The organism is Corynebacterium sp. HMSC14B06, assembly GCF_001807075.1.
Classification (GTDB): Bacteria; Actinomycetota; Actinomycetes; order Mycobacteriales; family Mycobacteriaceae; genus Corynebacterium; species Corynebacterium jeikeium_D.
The window spans coordinates 1-17509 of record NZ_KV787392.1; the positions used below are offsets into that span (position 1 = coordinate 1).

15 protein-coding genes are annotated in these 17509 nt (G+C 58.0%); 14 read left to right on the top strand and 1 reads right to left on the bottom strand.

Translation table 11 applies throughout. The features are described 5' to 3' along the window. Positions 1–68 precede the first annotated feature (68 nt). Positions 69–950, bottom strand: coding sequence for a tyrosine-protein phosphatase (locus HMPREF3130_RS07445; RefSeq protein ID WP_168157917.1), 882 nt, complete (start codon positions 948–950; stop codon positions 69–71). A gap of 492 nt (positions 951–1442) precedes the next feature. Here HMPREF3130_RS07445 and HMPREF3130_RS07450 point away from each other — a divergent pair, with 492 nt between their 5' ends. From HMPREF3130_RS07450 to HMPREF3130_RS07515, 14 genes are all read left to right on the top strand, one after another. After that, positions 1443–2450: a siderophore ABC transporter substrate-binding protein gene (locus HMPREF3130_RS07450; RefSeq protein WP_049189966.1), complete on the top strand. Its 1008-nt coding sequence runs from the start codon at positions 1443–1445 to the stop codon at positions 2448–2450. A 39-nt stretch (positions 2451–2489) separates the two neighbouring features. Beyond that, positions 2490–3437, top strand: coding sequence for an ABC transporter permease (locus tag HMPREF3130_RS07455; RefSeq protein WP_049193442.1), 948 nt, complete (start codon positions 2490–2492; stop codon positions 3435–3437). Beyond that, the gene (locus tag HMPREF3130_RS07460; RefSeq protein WP_053087279.1) at positions 3430–4473 is read left to right on the top strand and encodes an iron chelate uptake ABC transporter family permease subunit; all 1044 of its coding nucleotides are present in this window, start codon (positions 3430–3432) and stop codon (positions 4471–4473) included. Before HMPREF3130_RS07455 ends, HMPREF3130_RS07460 begins: the two co-directional genes overlap by 8 nt. Next, the gene (locus HMPREF3130_RS07465) at positions 4470–5228 is read left to right on the top strand and encodes an iron ABC transporter ATP-binding protein (protein ID WP_049189962.1); all 759 of its coding nucleotides are present in this window, start codon (positions 4470–4472) and stop codon (positions 5226–5228) included. The genes HMPREF3130_RS07460 and HMPREF3130_RS07465 overlap by 4 nt, the downstream gene beginning before the upstream one ends. Before the next feature lie 44 nt (positions 5229–5272). Continuing rightward, positions 5273–6184 carry an RNase H family protein gene (locus HMPREF3130_RS07470; RefSeq protein ID WP_070429665.1) on the top strand — a complete coding sequence of 304 codons (912 nt, stop codon included), beginning with the start codon at positions 5273–5275 and terminating at the stop codon, positions 6182–6184. Between the two features lie 112 nt (positions 6185–6296). Further along, positions 6297–7493: a tetratricopeptide repeat protein gene (locus tag HMPREF3130_RS07475; RefSeq protein WP_070429666.1), complete on the top strand. Its 1197-nt coding sequence runs from the start codon at positions 6297–6299 to the stop codon at positions 7491–7493. A 110-nt stretch (positions 7494–7603) separates the two neighbouring features. Further along, complete coding sequence (locus HMPREF3130_RS07480; RefSeq protein ID WP_070429667.1) at positions 7604–8644, top strand: HAD-IIA family hydrolase; 1041 nt, start codon at positions 7604–7606, stop codon at positions 8642–8644. A 6-nt stretch (positions 8645–8650) separates the two neighbouring features. Further along, entirely contained in the window at positions 8651–8902 is a 252-nt protein-coding gene (locus HMPREF3130_RS07485) for a hypothetical protein (RefSeq protein WP_070429668.1), read from the top strand. Positions 8903–8907: 5 nt separating this feature from the next. Continuing rightward, entirely contained in the window at positions 8908–9747 is an 840-nt protein-coding gene (locus HMPREF3130_RS07490) for a TlyA family RNA methyltransferase (protein WP_070429721.1), read from the top strand. Further along, complete coding sequence (locus HMPREF3130_RS07495) at positions 9740–10738, top strand: NAD kinase (RefSeq protein WP_070429669.1); 999 nt, start codon at positions 9740–9742, stop codon at positions 10736–10738. Before HMPREF3130_RS07490 ends, HMPREF3130_RS07495 begins: the two co-directional genes overlap by 8 nt. A 73-nt stretch (positions 10739–10811) precedes the next feature. Then, entirely contained in the window at positions 10812–12551 is a 1740-nt protein-coding gene (recN, locus tag HMPREF3130_RS07500; protein ID WP_070429670.1) for a DNA repair protein RecN, read from the top strand. A 25-nt stretch (positions 12552–12576) separates the two neighbouring features. Next, entirely contained in the window at positions 12577–13761 is a 1185-nt protein-coding gene (gene steA, locus HMPREF3130_RS07505; protein ID WP_070429671.1) for a putative cytokinetic ring protein SteA, read from the top strand. Positions 13762–13849: 88 nt separating this feature from the next. After that, positions 13850–14767, top strand: coding sequence for a copper transporter (locus tag HMPREF3130_RS07510; protein ID WP_070429672.1), 918 nt, complete (start codon positions 13850–13852; stop codon positions 14765–14767). A gap of 110 nt (positions 14768–14877) precedes the next feature. After that, positions 14878–17307 carry a DNA cytosine methyltransferase gene (locus HMPREF3130_RS07515; RefSeq protein WP_070429673.1) on the top strand — a complete coding sequence of 810 codons (2430 nt, stop codon included), beginning with the start codon at positions 14878–14880 and terminating at the stop codon, positions 17305–17307. Positions 17308–17509 lie beyond the last annotated feature (202 nt).

A 17509-nucleotide genomic window follows, 5' to 3' on the forward strand; every position in this document is an offset into this window, starting at 1 on the left:
TGCGGCCCACTTTTTGTTACCCACGAGTAAACAACATTCAACGACGGTTGTTGTGGTAAGGCGTGGCTCTATACCAGATACTTCTGGCGCAATTGGTTGATGTCAGCGTCGGAAAGCCCGATGCCTTGTCGGACGAAGTTGTCGAAAGTACCGTAGTTCTCTTCGATAGCGTCCCACGACATCTTGAGCCACTTTTTGTCTACCGCGTCTTCACGATTGAGGTAAGCGTTGCTGGCAAGGAAGTCCTGCTCGATTGCTTCGTAACTAACTCCCAAGATGGCCAAGAGGAACGCGGCACCGAGGCCGGTTCGGTCTTTGCCAGCACTGCAGTGGAAAACGACGGCGCCGTCTTCATATGCGAGTGCTTGGAGAAGATCCTTCCAAGCGGTTCGCGGTGCTTCTCCGGTAATCATCAATTCATAGCCGAGCAGTTGGCCGAAGTATTTCACTTCATCGTCGAAAATCTCTGCATCACGCGCTTTGATGCTGTCTCCCGCTGCTTCGTAGAACTCGGGCGCGTGGCCGTAAAGCTGCTCGCCAGTAGTTGCGACAGGACTCTTCACGAAGCCTAAGCCATTGCGAACATCGATGATGTCCGCTACCTGGTAAGTCACGCCGTCGGGCAAGACGTCTGGGCCTTCGCTGCGCTCTTTAATGTTTCGCAAATCGACGACGCGTGTCACGCCTGCCTGCGTCATGCGGGCAAGATCTTCGTCGCTTGGCTCCCGTAAGGCGTTTGACCTGTATGCGAGGCCTTGGCGGATGCGGCGACCGTCCTCGGTCGTGATTAGGTTGGCGCTACTGCCCGCTACATCGCGGAAGTTGCTGAGTGAGGATAGTGAGCCGGACTCGATAGGGGTTGGAGATCCGGTTGGTGCCGTGGCGGTAGTAGTCTGGCCGGCGTCCTGTGTTTCGGTCGCGCTAATCCCTGGTGTGACTGCATTAAACAACGCGGTGTTAGGGCTAGCTAACGCGGGTGATGGGGCAATAGTGCCGAGTGGTAGAAGAAGGGCCGCGGTTAGGGCAGAGACTTTAGCGCGATGATTCGCGCGGCTTAGGTTAGTTGGATTCACGGGTATTGAGGTTAGTGTGCTTCAGGTTTTCGGCAACTTATAAGAAAAGCTCTTTCCTGCATAGTCTTGCCCGCGCACTCGCATAGCCTCGCCGGCGCAACAAGGTCCTTTGGAACGCGGTAAGAACGTAATGGGGGTACCTGGCTGCACTACTCGGAAAAGGTCCGCTACCAGTCCAAATTAGCCAACACTAAGACAAGTTCGAAACATGCCCTAAATATTGCGCAATTTCATAACGTATTTACTTGTTAAATAGGGAACCCTAAGCTAATGTCTCACAGGTAATGATTACCTAAGTAAGTGATTGGGTAACGGCGTCTAAGTCGCGTTTGTTTAACAATCCTACTGTGACCGAAGGGATGCCTTTAAGTGGCGCGTTCTAACTCCGGCCGTATTCGCAATATCGTAGTTGCATCTGTTGCGAGCCTTGGACTTGTTCTTGGTGCATGTTCTACTGATGCCGGTAACGAGGATAAGTCTGCAGCTGCAGGCAACGGGTCTACTATTACCGTTACTGATAATCATGGTGAGCAGACCGTACCTGCCGAGATTGACTCTGTTGTGGCGACGGATAACCGTTCCTTCGAGATGCTCGATCAGTGGGGTATTAAGCTGGCTGCAGCTCCTAAACCGATTATCCCGTTCACGGTTTCCGACTACAAGGACAATCCTGACGTTCAGGACATCGGCAATCACCGCGAGCCGAATCTCGAAATTGTTGCTGCTGCTGACCCGGACCTGATTGTGAACGGTCAGCGTTTCGGCAAGTACTACGATGACCTGAAGAAGCTCGCTCCGAACTCCGCGATTGTGGAGTTTGAGCCGCGCGAGGGCAAGCCGCTGGACGAGGAGCTCAAGCGCCACGCTAAGGGCCTGGGCACCATCTTCGGTAAGGAGAAGGAAGCCGATCAGCTCATCGCAGACTTTGACAAGGCTCTGGAGCGCGCTCGCAAGGCTTACAACCCGGACGTGAAGGTCATGGCGCTGAACTCGTCGGGCGGCACCCTCGGTTACATTGCTCCGACTGTTGGTCGTACCTTCGGCCCGCTGTTCGACCTGATTGGCATGAAGCCGGCGCTGGAGGTCGACAAGGCCAGCGATGACCACCAGGGTGATGAGATTTCCGCCGAGTCCATCGCTGAGGCAAACCCGGACTTCATCATGGTGCTTGACCGCGATGCTGGCACCTCTGTCCGCGGTACCGATGAGTACCGTTCGGCACAGTCTGTGGTCGAGGAAGCCGCTCCGCTGAAGAACGTGAAGGCAGTCAAGGAGGGCAAGATCTACTACGCCCCAGAGGACACTTACACCAACGAGTCCATCATCACGTACACGGAGATTCTGAACGGGCTTGCCGACGCCTTCGAGCAGGCCTAATAGTTCTCTGACCAGTCACAGGAGTACCTCACCAACTCTATGCAGAAGTTACTGGATTCCCGACTAGCCATCGGGATTGCCTTTGTGGCAGTCCTGGTGGCTATGTCGCTGTTTGTAGGCCAATACGACATCCTGGGCGCCGACGACGGCTGGGAGATGTTCGCCACTACGCGTATACCGCGCACCATTGCACTAGTGCTCTCGGGTGCCGCGATGGCGATGTGTGGCTTGGTCATGCAGCTACTTACGCGCAACAAGTTTGTCGAACCCACCACCACGGGAACCACGGAGTGGGCTGGTCTCGGCCTGATTTTCGTGATGTATTTCTTTCCTTCGGCCTCGATGCTTGGCCGGATGGGTGGGGCAATCATCTTCGCTTTCATCGGCACGGCAGTGTTCTTCCTGTTCTTGCGCCGTGTCGCTTTGAAGTCAAGTCTGGTTGTGCCCATCGTGGGCATCATGTTGGGTGCGGTAGTCAGTTCGATTTCGACTTTCTTTGCGTTGCAGACGGACATGCTGCAGTCGCTAGGCGTGTGGTTCGCAGGCTCTTTTACTGCCATTTATAAAGGGCAGTACGAATTCCTGTGGCTGGTCGTCATCGTGGTTGCAATCGTCTTCGTATTCAGCGATCGGTTAACGGTTGCGGGGCTTGGTGAGGACATTGCCACCAACGTCGGTCTGAACTACAAGCGAATCGTGTTCCTGGGAACGGGGCTGATTGCAATCGCAACAGGTTTGGTCACCGTCGTGGTGGGCAACCTCCCATTCCTGGGGCTCATCGTCCCGAATATCGTCTCCATGTTCCGTGGCGATGATCTGCGCTCCAATCTGCCCTGGGTATGCCTGGTGGGCATTGCCATTGTGACGGTCGCGGACCTGATTGGCCGCGTCATTATCGCCCCGTTCGAGATTCCAGTATCGGTGATTCTCGGCATCCTGGGTGCTGCCATTTTCGTCTATCTGATTGTGGAGCGGCGTCGTGCTTAATCTCAGTTCAACTCATACGGTGGCCGACCCGGCTGGGGCGCAAACGACGTCGTTTAGCACGGGTGCAGCGGCGCGCAGGTACTGGATTATCATTGCTGTGCTGGCGGGCTTGGCGACGTTGTTTACCGCGGGTCTGCTTGCATGGGACAATCCGTTGCCGTTTGGTACGGACGGCTTTTGGCTGATCGCGCGTCGGCGCCTTGATGCGGTCATTGCGATGATCGTGGTTGCCTGCTGCCATGCCGTCGCGACGGTGGCGTTCCAGTCGATTGCGAATAACCGAATTATTACGCCGTCGATTATGGGTTTTGAGGCGCTGTACGTGGCTATCAGTACCGCTGCAGTGTACTTCTTCGGTGCGACCGGCCTGATGAAAGCTGGCTCGGTTGGCGCGTTTGTGCTGCAGCTCGCGCTGATGGTGGGGCTGTCGCTGGTGCTGTATGCGTGGCTGCTGACCGGGCAGGGCGCGGATATGCACAGCATGCTGCTGGTGGGCATTGTCATCGGTGGCGGACTGGCTTCGCTGTCGACGTTCATGCAGCGCATGCTCACGCCTTCGGATTTTGACCTGCTGACGGCGCGGCTGTTCGGCTCTGTCAACAACGCTGACCCGGAGTTTTTCCCGGTGGCGATTCCGCTCGTGATAGGGGCGATCGTGGTGATCGCGTTGCATTCGCGGGCCCTCAACGTCATGTCGCTCGGCCGCGAAGTCGCGACGAATCTGGGTGTGAACTACCAGGTTCGGTCCATCACTGTGCTGGTCGCGGTGTCGGTGCTGATGGCCGTATCGACGGCCATGGTCGGCCCGATGACCTTCCTCGGCTTCCTGGTCGCGACCATTGCGTACCAGGCTGCGGATACCTATGACCATCGCTTTGTGCTGCCGATGGCGGCGCTGATCGGCTACGTCACCTTGGCCGGTGCGTATTTCATTCTCAATCACGTTTTCTATGCCCAGGGCGTGGTGTCCATCATTATCGAGCTGGTTGGCGGTTCGATCTTCCTCTACGTCGTTTTGAAGAAGGGACGGCTATGATTCTCCTCGACAGTGTAAGCAAGAGCTATACCAGTGAGGTGTCGATTGGCCCCGTTGACCTGGAAATTCCAAACAACGCGATCACGGCGCTGATCGGACCGAACGGTGCGGGCAAGTCCACGCTCTTGACTATGATTGGCCGCCTTCTGGCCGTCGATTCCGGCGACATCAACGTCGGCCCGTACAACGTGGGCAAGACCAAGTCGAAGGATCTGGCGAAGGTGCTGTCGATTCTGCGCCAGGACAACCACTTCGTCACGCGTCTCACCGTGCGCCAGCTGGTCAGCTTCGGCCGCTTCCCGTACAGCCAGGGGCGCCTGACCGCCGAGGATGAGCGCATCATCTCTCAGTACATCGAGTTCCTCAACCTCGAGTCGCTCCAGGGCCGCTACCTCGACGAGCTCTCGGGCGGTCAGCGTCAGCGCGCGTATGTCGCAATGGTGCTCTGTCAGGAGACGGATTACGTGCTTCTCGACGAGCCGTTGAACAACCTAGACATTTCTCATTCGGTCGACATCATGTCGTACCTGCGCACTGCAGTGCGCGAGTTGGGGCGCACGATGGTGGTGGTGTTGCATGACATCAATTTCGCGGCTCGCTACGCCAATTACATTTGTGCGGTGAAAGACGGCCAGATTGTTGAGCACGGCCCAACCTCAGAGCTGATGCGTTCGGAGGTGCTGAGCCCAATCTTCAACACTCAGATTGACATCGTCGAGGGCCCGCACGGCCCGGTCGCCTGCTACGGCTCTTAAGCCAATTCCAGGCCGGGTCCACGCAGCCGATACAATCTAGCCTCATGACTATTACTGCTGCCGTTGACGGTTCCGCCCTCCACAATCCCGGACCTGCCGGGTGGTGCTGGTATATCGACGACAGCTGCTGGGCCGCCGGCGGATGGAAAGAGGGAACCAACAACCGCGGGGAGCTCACCGCTCTTGCCGAGCTGCTCCGCGCCACCGCTCACATCCCCGATGAGCCACTGTTCGTCCTGTGCGATTCGCAGTACGTGATTAACTCCGTTACCAAGTGGATGCCGGGATGGAAGCGCAAGGGCTGGAAGAAGCGCGACGGCAAACCCGTCCTCAACGTGGACATCTTGCAGGACATCGACCAGCTGCTCATTGGTCGCAACATTCATCTCGAATGGGTCAAGGGCCACTCTGGCCACGACATGAACGAAGCTGCAGATCAGCGCGCCCGAGCCGCCGCCACCGCGTATCAGAAGGGCACCGCAGTGCCCGAGGGTCCAGGTTTCGCCGGCGCGGGGAGTCGCGGGCAGACGAATGCAGCACAGGCGAATGCAGTGCCGACAAAAACCACGCCCGCCGCGCCTATCTCCGAGCCCAAACAACCCAAGACCGCAACCTTCGAGCAGGAGGGTCTCTTTGACCTCGCTGCCGACACCACCGTGACGCCCGAGGACGCCGCCAAGGAAGCGCTCACCGTTTTCCGCCGCGCCGCACATCGCGCTGAGCAGGGTAATGCCCGCGACCTCAAGGCATTGCTTAACGACGCCCTGGGCGCCAACCTCGCCGTGCCAGACGGGCTTTCGGATGCCGAGCATGAGCTCCGCGTCGAGGGAACCACCGCTACTGCGCAGTTCACCACCGACGACTGGGTTGGCTTGGCTGTCTGGGATTTGTCCCAGGCAGTGGGGAAGGCCACAGGTTCCGCGCGTTTGCTGGGCTGGAATGTAGGCAGGTCTTAGCAGTAGTATGAAAGTTTGGTCTTTTAGGTAGACCACCAGGCAATCCGGGGTTACTGGTAGCCTGAAAACACATAAATTCTTTTACTCATTACATATAAGGAGCTCCGACTTCATGGCTGAGCACGAAGGTCCTCGTTCCGGCGAAGGCCGAGGAAATCGCGGAAACCGCGGGTCTAACCGTTCCCATGGTCGTGGCGAGGGCGGCTTTAACGGGCGCAACCGCAACGATCGTCGTGGACAGGGCGGTGGCCCAGGTGGTCGTGGCCGTGGTGGTCACGGTGGTCATGGCGGCAACCGCGATTCCCGTGGTTCGCGGGGCTTCCGTCGTGATGATCGCGACGATCGTGACTTTAACCGCGGTGACCGCAATGAACGCGGTGGTCGTGGCGGTCGTGGTTACAACCGCAACAATCGCGATGATCGTAATGAGCGCGGCGAGCGCGGTTACAACCGCAACGACCGGGGCGACCGCAATGATCGTCGCGGCCCGGGCGGACGTGGCGGCCAGGGAGGCCGCAACTTCGACCGTCGTGGTGGCAAGCCACGTCGCTCCAACCGTGGTGGCCGCTTCCAGGATGAGAAGCGTACGCACCGCACCGGCCCGCAGCGCCCAGGTTTCCGCGAGGAGCGCATTGAGGCCCGCAAGAACGAGCCGAAGCTGCCTGATGACATTCGTGCAGACGAGCTCGACCCGAGCGTGCGCCAGGATCTGAAGAGCCTGGCTAAGGACAACGCCGACAAGGTTGCTCGTCACATGATTATGGCCGCAATCCTGATGGCTGAAGACCCGCAGCGTGCCCTGGAGCACGCCCGCGCAGCGAAGGACCGCGCAGGCCGCGTCGGTGTCGTTCGTGAGACAGCTGGTGTCGCCGCTTACCACGCAGGTGAGTGGAAGGAAGCCCTGGCTGAGTTGCGTGCCGCTCGTCGCATCTCCGGTGGTCCGGGCATGCTCGCGGTGATGGCGGACTGTGAGCGCGGCCTCGGCCGCCCGGAGAAGGCCATCGAGCTGGCTCGCTCCGAGGAAGCCAAGCAGCTGGATAACGAGTCCAAGACTGAGCTGTCTATCGTCGCCGCAGGTGCTCGCCGCGATATGGGCCAGATTGATGAGGCTCTGGTTGAGCTGGAGACCCAGGATCTAAACCCGGATCGCGAGGACTTCGAAGCAGCTCGTCTGTTCTACGCCTACGCTGATGCGCTGGTGGAGGCCGGCCGTAAAGACGATGCCAAGGTGTGGTTTACCCGCTGCGCCAAGATTGATGTCGACCAGATGCTCGATGCTCGCGAGCGCATCGAAGAGCTGAGCAAGTAAACAGCCCAGCTGCCCGGCTCGCACAACCAGCCACCGCTGACGCAATCCGGCTGCGCATCTACAATTCGTCGTAAAGCGTTCCTATTTCGTAAAAGGAGAAATGAACCCCCATGGCTTCTGTCGCTTCTTCCTATGATGCCGCTCTGCTGGATCTGGATGGCACGATTTACGAGGGCGGCGCGGCGATTCCGAACGCGCTGGAGGGGCTGACTGAGGCGGCGCTGCCGATGGTGTTTATTACGAACAACGCCTCGCGTGCGCCGCAGACGGTGGCGGATCAGCTCAATGAGCTGGGGTATGACGTGCATGCCGAAGATGTGATGACGTCGGCGCAGGCGGCCATCGAGATGGCTGCGGAGGTCATTGAGCCGGGCTCGAACGTTTTTGTGTTGGGGGCGGAGTCGTTTAAGCAGTTGGCTCGTGAGGCGGGGTACACCGTGGTGGATTCCGCTGATGACAACCCTGCGGCGGTTTTCCAGGGGCTTAACCGTGAGATGACGTGGAAGCAGATGTCGGAGGCGGCGCTGGCGGTGTCGCGGGGTGCGCGCTACCTGGTGTCGAATTTGGATACGACGCTGCCGTCGGAGCGCGGTTTCCTGGTCGGCAATGGTTCGGTGGCTGCGGCGATTTCGACGACGACGGGCGTGGCGCCACTGTCGGCCGGTAAGCCGAAGCCGCCGATGTTCATTAAGGCGGCGGAGCGTGTGGGCGCAAAGAATCCGCTGGCGATTGGGGACCGTCTCGATACCGACATCGCGGGCGGAAACGCTGCAAAGATGGACACGTTTATGGTGGTAACGGGCGTTTCCACGCATATGGATGTCGTCGCGGCGCCGCCTGAGCACCGCCCGACGCTCATCGGTGCTGATATGACCGCGCTGAATCGTGAGCTGGATCAGGCACGTCCGGCTCCGCAGGCTGGTTTCACCGCGCGTTACGACGATGCGGAGGCCGGTGTCATCGTTCTTTCTGGCGGTGACACGGAGGATTGGCGGTTGGCGAACCCGGCGGAGGCCGCGGTGGCGGCTCTGCTGACGGTCGCGGATGTGGTGTGGAACTCTGAGGCTGGTCGTGCTGGCGCAGTCGAGGTCGCGCAGGTCCGCGCGGAGGGCCCGGCTGCTGAGGCAGCGCTGGCTGCCTGGCGGAAGTGATAGCGGATGAGTGAGATCGCACCGAAGCCGGGGCAGGGGCAGGAGTCTGGTCCCGTGCCGGGGCCGAAACCCGGCCCTGTACCTAGCCCGGCGGCAATGCCCGGTGCGCGCGAGGTAACTCCGGAGGCCGTCCGGGAGCAGGTTGCGGCTGCACTATCCGCACCAGCGCCGACTCCGCAGGAGAGAGTCGCGCAGTTCGAGTGGGCGCATGAGATTTTGTATGAGGCCCTGGGCTCGTCACGCAGGGAAGGAAAGTGAACGCGGTGGCAAAGAAACCTCCTAAGCGCAGGCTCGATGCGGAGCTGGTGCGAAGGAAGATTGCTCGCTCCCGTGAGGCGGCAGTGGACATGATTAAAGCCGGTCGAGTCGAGGTCGGTGGCTTCGTTGCCTCCAAGCCCGCGACTGCGGTGACAGGGGACGTGTCCATTCGCGTCAGTGGCCTGGAAGAGGACGAGAACTGGGCGTCGCGCGGGGCGCACAAGCTGCTTGGGGCGCTGGAAGCTTTCGAGCCGCAGGGCCTGGACTTGAAGGGCCGGAAGGTGTTGGATGCCGGTGCCTCCACTGGAGGTTTCACCGATGTTTGCCTGCGTCGCGATGTCGAGACCGTCTACGCCGTCGATGTCGGCTACGGTCAGCTGATTTGGCGCTTGCAGGATGACGCGCGGGTGGTCGTGCTCGACCGGACTAATGTCCGCACGCTGACCCCCGAGATTCTCGGCGGCACGGCCGATGTCATGGTTGGAGACCTGTCGTTTATTTCTTTGAAGCTGGTGCTGCCAGCGATTGTTTCCTGCCTGGACGAGGGCGCTGACCTGCTGCCGATGGTCAAGCCGCAGTTCGAGGTGGGAAAGGAGCGCCTTGGCTCCGGTGGCGTTGTGCGTAGCGATGCGCTGCGTCAGGAAGTTGTCCAGGAAGTCGCTGAGTACGCCCGCACGCTGGGGTTGTCCTTCCGCGCGGCCGTGGCCAGCCCACTGCCGGGTCCGAGTGGCAACGTGGAGTTCTTCCTGTGGCTGGTGAAAGACGGCGGCACCAGCGATATTGGTGATGAGGCTATGGCTGCGGCCATCGCTAAGGCCGTCGAGGAGGGGCCGCACAATGACTAGCTCACCGACCGAATCACCGACCGGCTCACCGACTAGCACGAGGAGCAGCTCAGGGATTAGCAAGCCCAAGACCAGCGCCGGCAAGCGCGAGATTCTGCTGGTCCCGCACACCGGCCGTAGCGCCAACCTGGAAATGGCCGCAGAGGCGGCCGAGCTGCTTGAGGCCGCTGGGATTGATATCCGCGTGCTGGCCGGTAAGAACCCGGAGGCGCTGGCCGCGCACCCAACGCTCGGCAAGTACCCGCGCTACTGGCACTCCCCGCAGGCGGCGTCGGGATGCGAACTCGTCCTCGTCCTCGGCGGCGACGGCACCTTCCTGCGCGCCGCAGACATCGCGCATTCGGCTGACCTGCCGGTGCTCGGTATCAACATGGGGCACGTGGGCTTCCTCGCCGAGTGGGAGCAGGAGTCCATGACGGAGGCGATTAGTCGCGTCATCAAGCGTTCCTGGCGTATCGAAGATCGCATGACCATCCGCGCCACCGTCCGTGACACCACCGGCCGCGTGATTGGTTCGGGCTGGGCGCTGAACGAAGTCAGCATCGAAAATGTCAACCGTCGCGGTGTGCTGGACGTCATCCTGGAAGTCGATGGCCGCCCGGTGAGTTCCTATGGCTGCGATGGCGTGCTGATTTCCACGCCGACCGGCTCCACCGCCTACGCGTTTTCCGCAGGTGGGCCCGTGCTGTGGCCGGAGCTCGATGCCATGCTGGTCGTTCCTAACAACGCCCACGCGCTGTTCTCCCGACCGCTGGTGATCTCCCCGCATTCGACCATCGCCATCGAGACCAACCACGACACCGCCGAGGCCGTCGCGGTGCTCGACGGCTTCCGCAACATCACCATGCCGCCGGGCAGCCGCATCGAAATCGAGCGCGGCGCGCAGCCGGTGCGCTGGGTGCGTCTGGATGATCAGCCGTTCGCCGATCGTCTGGTGCACAAGTTCCGCTTGCCGACGTCCGGGTGGCGCGGCCCCGCAGAGGCGCAATAGGCTCCAAACACGGAGCCTTTTAGCCACGGCAGAAAAGACCCCAACTTCAAGGGAAGGACTGATTGCAGGCGCCATGCTGACTGAGATTTCCATCCGCGACCTCGGCGTTATCCCCGACGCGACGCTTGAATTCAGCCCAGGCCTGACCGTACTCACAGGTGAAACCGGTGCGGGTAAGACCATGGTGGTCACCAGCCTCAAGTTGCTCTGTGGCGCGCGTGCCGACGCCGGCCGCGTACGCACCGGCGCCGACAAGGCTCTGGTGGAAGGCCGCGTGTCCACCGAACACCTCTCGGAGGAAGAGTCCGCCACCATCGATGCTGTGGTTTCTGAGCTCGGCGGCGAGCGCGATGAAAATGATGAGTATCTGCTTGCCCGTCAGGTCTCCGCGAAGGGACGCTCCCGGGCATGGGTCGGCGGCCGCAGTGCCTCGGCTGCGGCATTGGCGGATGTCTCAACCCGCCTGATTGCCATTCATGGCCAGAATGATCAGTTGCGCCTGCAAAGTGCCGATGAGCAGCGTGCGGCCATCGACCGCATGGATGCCGACACCATCGCGCCAACCCTAGAAACTTATCGCCAGCAGCGCGCACACTGGCGTGCACTGGTCAAAGAACTGGAAGAGAAGACCTCCAAGCGACGCGAGTTGGCCATGCGTGCCGACCAGCTCAGCTTCGCCATCGAAGAAATCGACGCTGTCTCGCCCGAACCAGATGAGGACCAGGACCTGGCCTCACAGATCCGCCGCATGCAGGACCTGGACGGTCTCCGCGACGCTGCAGCCGTCGCGCTTGCCGCCATCGATGGTGCCGCCGCAGTGGGCGTGACCGGCATGGATGCGGCCACCGAAGACTCCGGTGCTGCCGAACTCCTCGGAGCCGCCGCAAACGAGCTCGCCGGCGCCAACGACGAGGAACTCACCGAGTTTTCCAACCAGCTCAATGAGCTCACCAGCCAGCTCTCCGAGATCTCCGCTGGCCTCGGCGCGTTTCTCTCCGGCCTGCCGGAGGAAACCGAGTCCTTGGACAAACTCATGCAACGTCAGGTGGAGATCAAGAATCTCACCCGCAAGTACGCCCCGGACATCGCCGGTGTCCTGGCTTGGCGGGACAAGGCGGAGCGCAAGCTCGCCACGCTGGACGTTTCCGGCGAGGCCCTGGACAAGCTGACCGCGGAGATCAAGACCGCGGAGAAGAAGCTCGGTAACACCGCGCGGAAGCTCTCTAAGGCCCGCGCAAAGGCCGCAAAGCACCTGGAAGAGGCCGTGACCAAGGAGCTCAAGGGCTTGGCCATGCCGCACACTTCGCTAGTGGTGGAGATTACCAAGGCCGACACCTTTGGCCCCGCTGGCGTTGACAACATTGAGTTCAAGCTCCGCGCCCACGAAGGTGCCGAGCCGCGCCCGCTGGCCTCATCCGCATCCGGAGGCGAGCTATCCCGCATCATGCTGGCATTGGAAGTTGTCCTCGCCGAAGGACAGGCCGGACACACGATGGTTTTCGATGAGGTCGATGCCGGTGTTGGTGGGCGCGCGGCTGTGGAAATTGGCAAGCGCCTGAAGCAGTTGGCGGTGAATAACCAGGTGATCGTCGTCACGCACTTGCCTCAGGTGGCGGCGTTTGCGGATACTCACTTGGTGGTCAGTAAGGATGCGCGCTCTGGTGCGGTGTCGTCGAAGGTGACGAGCCTGGGCGATGAGGAGCGGATTGACGAGCTCGCGCGGATGATGGCGGGCTTGGACGATTCGGACTCCGGACGTGCGCACGCGCAAGATCTTCTGGATCAAGCTCGGCGCGCCTTCGCGGCCAAGTAGCTGCACTTATGTTTCACTAAGTGCCATGAGTCTGTTCTCTCGGAACGAAAAAGATCTTCCTGGCATTTCGGGGACTGTGCGTGATGGTTCCCGCCTGGAGCGTGCGCTGAAGCGCATGGGCGAAGGCGACATCGTGGTGATCGATGCGCCGGATATCTCGCGTCCACTGGCACAGCAGTTGATTGATGCCAAGGTCGCCGCAGTGGTGAACACCGGTGCGTTTACCACGGGTTTTGTGCCGAATTACGGCCCGCAGATGATGCGCGACGCCGACATTGAAATGGTGCAGAACGTCGGCGACGAGGTCTTCGAGAAGCTCAAGGACGGCAAGAACGGCAGGCTTGACGACGGCAAGCTCTACCACGGTGACCGCCTGATCGGACAGGGCGATGAGGTCGACCAGGACGAGCTCGAGCGCGCCTTTGATGAGGGCCGCACCAGCATGGTCGACCGTCTGGAGGCTCTCTCCGGCAACTTGGTGGAATTCGCCAAGACTGAGTCCCCGCTCTACATCGATGGCCTGGGCATTCCGGACGAGACTGAGCCGCTGCACGGCCGCAAGGTCGTAGTGGTCAGCCCTGGTGAGGGACACCGCAAGACGCTGGAGGATCTGAAGAACTTCATCCGCGAGTACGAGCCGCTGCTCATCGGCGTCGACGCCGGCGCCGACACGCTCTTCGACCTGAAGTACGAGCCGGACTACATCATCGGCGATCCGGAGAACATCAATTCCGAGGCGCTGCGGTCTGCCGGTTGCGTGATTCTGCCTGCCGACCCGGACGGTCACGCGGTGGGCCTTGAGCGCATTCAGGACCTCGGCATTGGTGCCATGACATTCCCGGCGCTGTCCGATTCCGCCACTGACCTGGCGCTGGTCTTTGCCGCGCATCACGACGCCGACATGGTCGTCTCCGTCGGAGCCCCACAGAACATCGACAGCATCTACCATGCTGAGAATCAGAGCGGTGTGCCGTCGGCGTTGCTGTCGCGTTTGAAGGTCGGGGAGAAGCTTGTCGACGGTCGCATGGTCGCCGACCTCTACCAGGTCAATAGCCGCGGTTTTGGTGTGGCCTGGGCAATCCTCGCTATCTTTGTCGCCGTTGCGGTGATCTTCGCTATCGCTGGTACCTCCGGTGATGGTTCTGTCAGCGAGAATCTGATTGATACCTGGAATTCCATTGCACTGTGGTTCCAGGGGCTGTTTAAGTAGTTTTAGCGGTATTCGAGCACTATGAGCGCCTAAAGTTTTCGGCTGTCAGAGCTGATTGAGGCGTCGGCGAAAGGAAAAGGGACGGGCGATGGGGAAGAAGCGCAGGAGCGGGAAGTTTACAGCCGGTGTGACAGGTGCTGCCCTTGGCGTTGCGGCAGGTGCTGCGCTGGGTGCTTATGTGCTGAACCCCGCTGGTGCTGGCATTGATTTCGGCACCGGTGCCGCCTCTGAGCGCGATGAGGCCGTCGCGCGCGCGGATGCGCAGCAAGCGCGTGCCGATGAAGCCAACCGCATCATCGAGCCCATCGTCGGGGAGATCGTCAAGGACTCTTTGAAGGATGTCCCGGTCCTTGTTATTGCTACTCCCGATGCCACGGATGAGCAGCTTGCAGGGGTTTCCGAGACCCTGCGAGCTGCTGGTGCCCCGGATGCGGGCGTGCTGAAGCTGACCGATAAGTTCCTCTCTTCCGCCGGCGCGGACGAGTTGAAGGACACGGTTTCTACCTCGCTGCCGGCTGATGTGCAGTTGGACCCGGAGCGCCGCGAGCCGGGCCGCCAGGCAGGACAGGCATTGGCTCCGGTGTTGGAGCTGGATAAGGATGGGGGAGAGCGGGCTTCCGCTGCGGACCGAAAGCTGCTGCTGGAGGCCCTGAAGGGCGGCGGCTTTGTTGAGTATGACGAGGGGACGCTGCGCCCGGCTGCCGGCATTGTGATTGTTGGTAATCACGGCACTGTGTCGCGCGCTGCGATTGATAAGGGCGAGGACCCGGAGTTCGGTGCTGGACTGGTTGCGGATCTGGCGGTGGCGCTGGCTGAAGGCTTTGGTGCTGGTGAGGATGCTGCTGGTCACGTTGTGGTGGGGACTGACGGCTTTGGCCGCGACGGAATCAGTGCTCTGTCGGATGATCGATGGGGTGCCGATCCTGCCGTGAAGCGTGTGGACGCTGTGTCGGATGCTGCGGGGCAGGTTGGGGTCGTTGGCTCGTTGGGCGAAAACCTGCGGTAGAACCAGTCCGTATTACCAACTGATACAGGCGATTCTTTCCGATAGAACTCTGAAGGAAGAAATTAATAACCCGATTGATTTTTTCCTTCATAAGTAACTATTCTAGAGCTATGAACTCGATAGAAGCCCGAAACACGTACATAAGCCTATTTAGCTCCGGAGGGATTGGAGATCTTGGCTTTCATGATGAAAATTATGAGTGCCTCGCGTCCGCAGAGCTAATATCTCGGAGGATTGAAGTACAGCGGCTTAATGGAATTGCGACGCCAGATCGGCTGATTTGTGGAGATATTCTTCTTCCTGGAACCTATGCGAAAATTATAGAACAAGCGAAAAACTATGTAGACCGCAACCGTCAACCAGTGACAGCGATAATTGCAACCCCGCCTTGCCAAGGAATGTCAGTGGCTAATCATAAAAAAGGTGACGAGCTAGGGCGTAACTCGCTAGTGGTAAAATCTATAGAGGTAATAAAAGAAGTTGAACCACTAGTATTCATATTCGAAAATGTTCCATCATTTATGAAGACAACTTGTACGGGTATGGATGGAAACAATCGAGCAATCGGAGACGAAATCGAACGAGAGCTCGGCCACAATTATGAGTATCTTTCCCGCACACTACAGCTATCGGAGTACGGTTCTCCCTCGAGCCGGAAGCGGTCAATAACTATCGGGGTAAGAAACGATGTAACTTGGGTAACCCCGTTGGATTTATTTCCTGAAAGAAAAGAAGCTCCGTCACTTTATGAGTTGATTGGCGATTTGCCGAAATTAAATGAGATGGGCACGTGTGCCTCTGAGGATATTTTTCACTCTTTTCGTCCTTATGCACCCCGAATGCGAAACTGGATTCGTGATTTGCCAGAAGGCGCTTCGGCGTTCGATAACGATGATCCAAGCAAGAGACCCCATCGCGTAATCGACGGTGAAATAGTACCAAATGTCCGCAAAAATGGTGATAAGTATAGGCGGGTCCGTTGGGGTGCAGTAGCACCATGTGTCCATACACGAAATGATATTTTAGCGAGTCAAAATACTATTCATCCAGTCGACGACCGAGTATTTAGTATTCGTGAGTTGATGCGAATGATGGGAGTCAGAGAGGACTTTATATGGTTCGATGGACAGGAAGAGGCTTATAGGACGCGCGACTTCAAAACACTCAAGAAGCACGCCATTAATATTCGCCAATGTCTAGGGGAGGCAGTCCCCGTTCCAGTAACTCAATCAATTGCGTCAAATATTAAGGAACATCTTACATCGCATTTGAGCTTTTCAGCAGGTAAGCCAAGGCGATCTTTAACTACTGTTTGGTCAACTTTTTCTCAGGAGAGTTCCTACCTGGATGTTCCCGCTAATCGTAAGAAAAACTATTCGGCGTACTATACCGAACCGCTGGTGGCATTTTCACTAGTAAAGCGGGCATTGGCAAAATTTGATGGCAAAACTAACCGGGTAATCAAAGTTCTCGAACCATCAGCGGGAAGTGGAGTCTTTGTTGAGGTACTTAATCAGTTTGCTGAGTATTACAAGATAAATCTTACTTCGGTTGAACTAGAGCCGGAGATTTCTAGCTACCTAACGCAACGGTTTAATAGAAATCATAATTTTGTGGCGTTTAATTCTATAACTGCCGATTTTCTTGAGTTGGAGCTATTAGAAGATTTTGATTTAGTCATTGGCAATCCACCTTTTGGACGTCGCCCGATTGATTTGGAAAACAAATGGGGAAAAGATAAAGAATTATCAGTTAGATTCCTCAAGAAATCGCTTTCGATATCGACCCAGGTTGCTTTTGTTTTACCTAAAGCCCTCTTGCACGCAGCCTATTACCGCGATACCCGTGACCATATTGTAGAACGGAGCGCAATAGACCATATACTGGACTTTGGCGAATTTACATTTCCTGACGTAAAAGTCGAAACTGTTGGGCTAGTTACCGCGCCAATCGATAATTCTGAGGACTTTGAAATAGGCTTAAAATCTTGGCCACGAAAGTTGGTGAAAACTTCGAGAAGCTCTTATATATTGGATCGTGAATTTCCCAATTGGGTGATTTATCGCGACCAATTCTTTGATTCGTTTGTCGAAAAGACCGAATTTGGGCAACTTTCGGTGTGGCGTGACCGTACTATTAGTCGGAAGTATGCTGTGGAAGATGGTGTTCGTGTTCTCCGAGGACGTAATCTCAGCGCAGATGGGACGTTGATTGATGATTCTCGCGATTACGAGATTTCAGAACTTAATGCACTAAGGTTGCAAAAGTCTGTTAGCGGATTAGTGGGGGATAATAAGTTTCTGGCCCCTAACCTGTCCTATAAGCCACGTCTGGTTCCATATCGTAATGCGGAGACTTCTGTCCCTGAGGGAAGTTGTGCAGTGCTTTATGGAAATTTGACTGATATTCAAGCAGAGAAATTGGTTAAGTTTTGCTGTAGTGCAGATTTTGAAATGTTTTACCGGATTGCATGCAATTTTGCGACTCGATCGATTAACATAGACGACTGCTTGGTTTATTGGTGGGGCGTCCCACGGTAACTATAAACGATATTGATATCGTTTGTATTTCTTCCTCAGGGGACCGCAACTCGCAAATATCAATATATATATGTTAATCGCGCTCACCGACAGGGTTAGTCCTGTAAAGAAAGCATATCCATTTTTGCCAAATTAAGTTATCACTTTTTAGGTGAAGCCCTTGGGCAGCATTTTACCTATGTCTATGGAGCTAATTTACCTT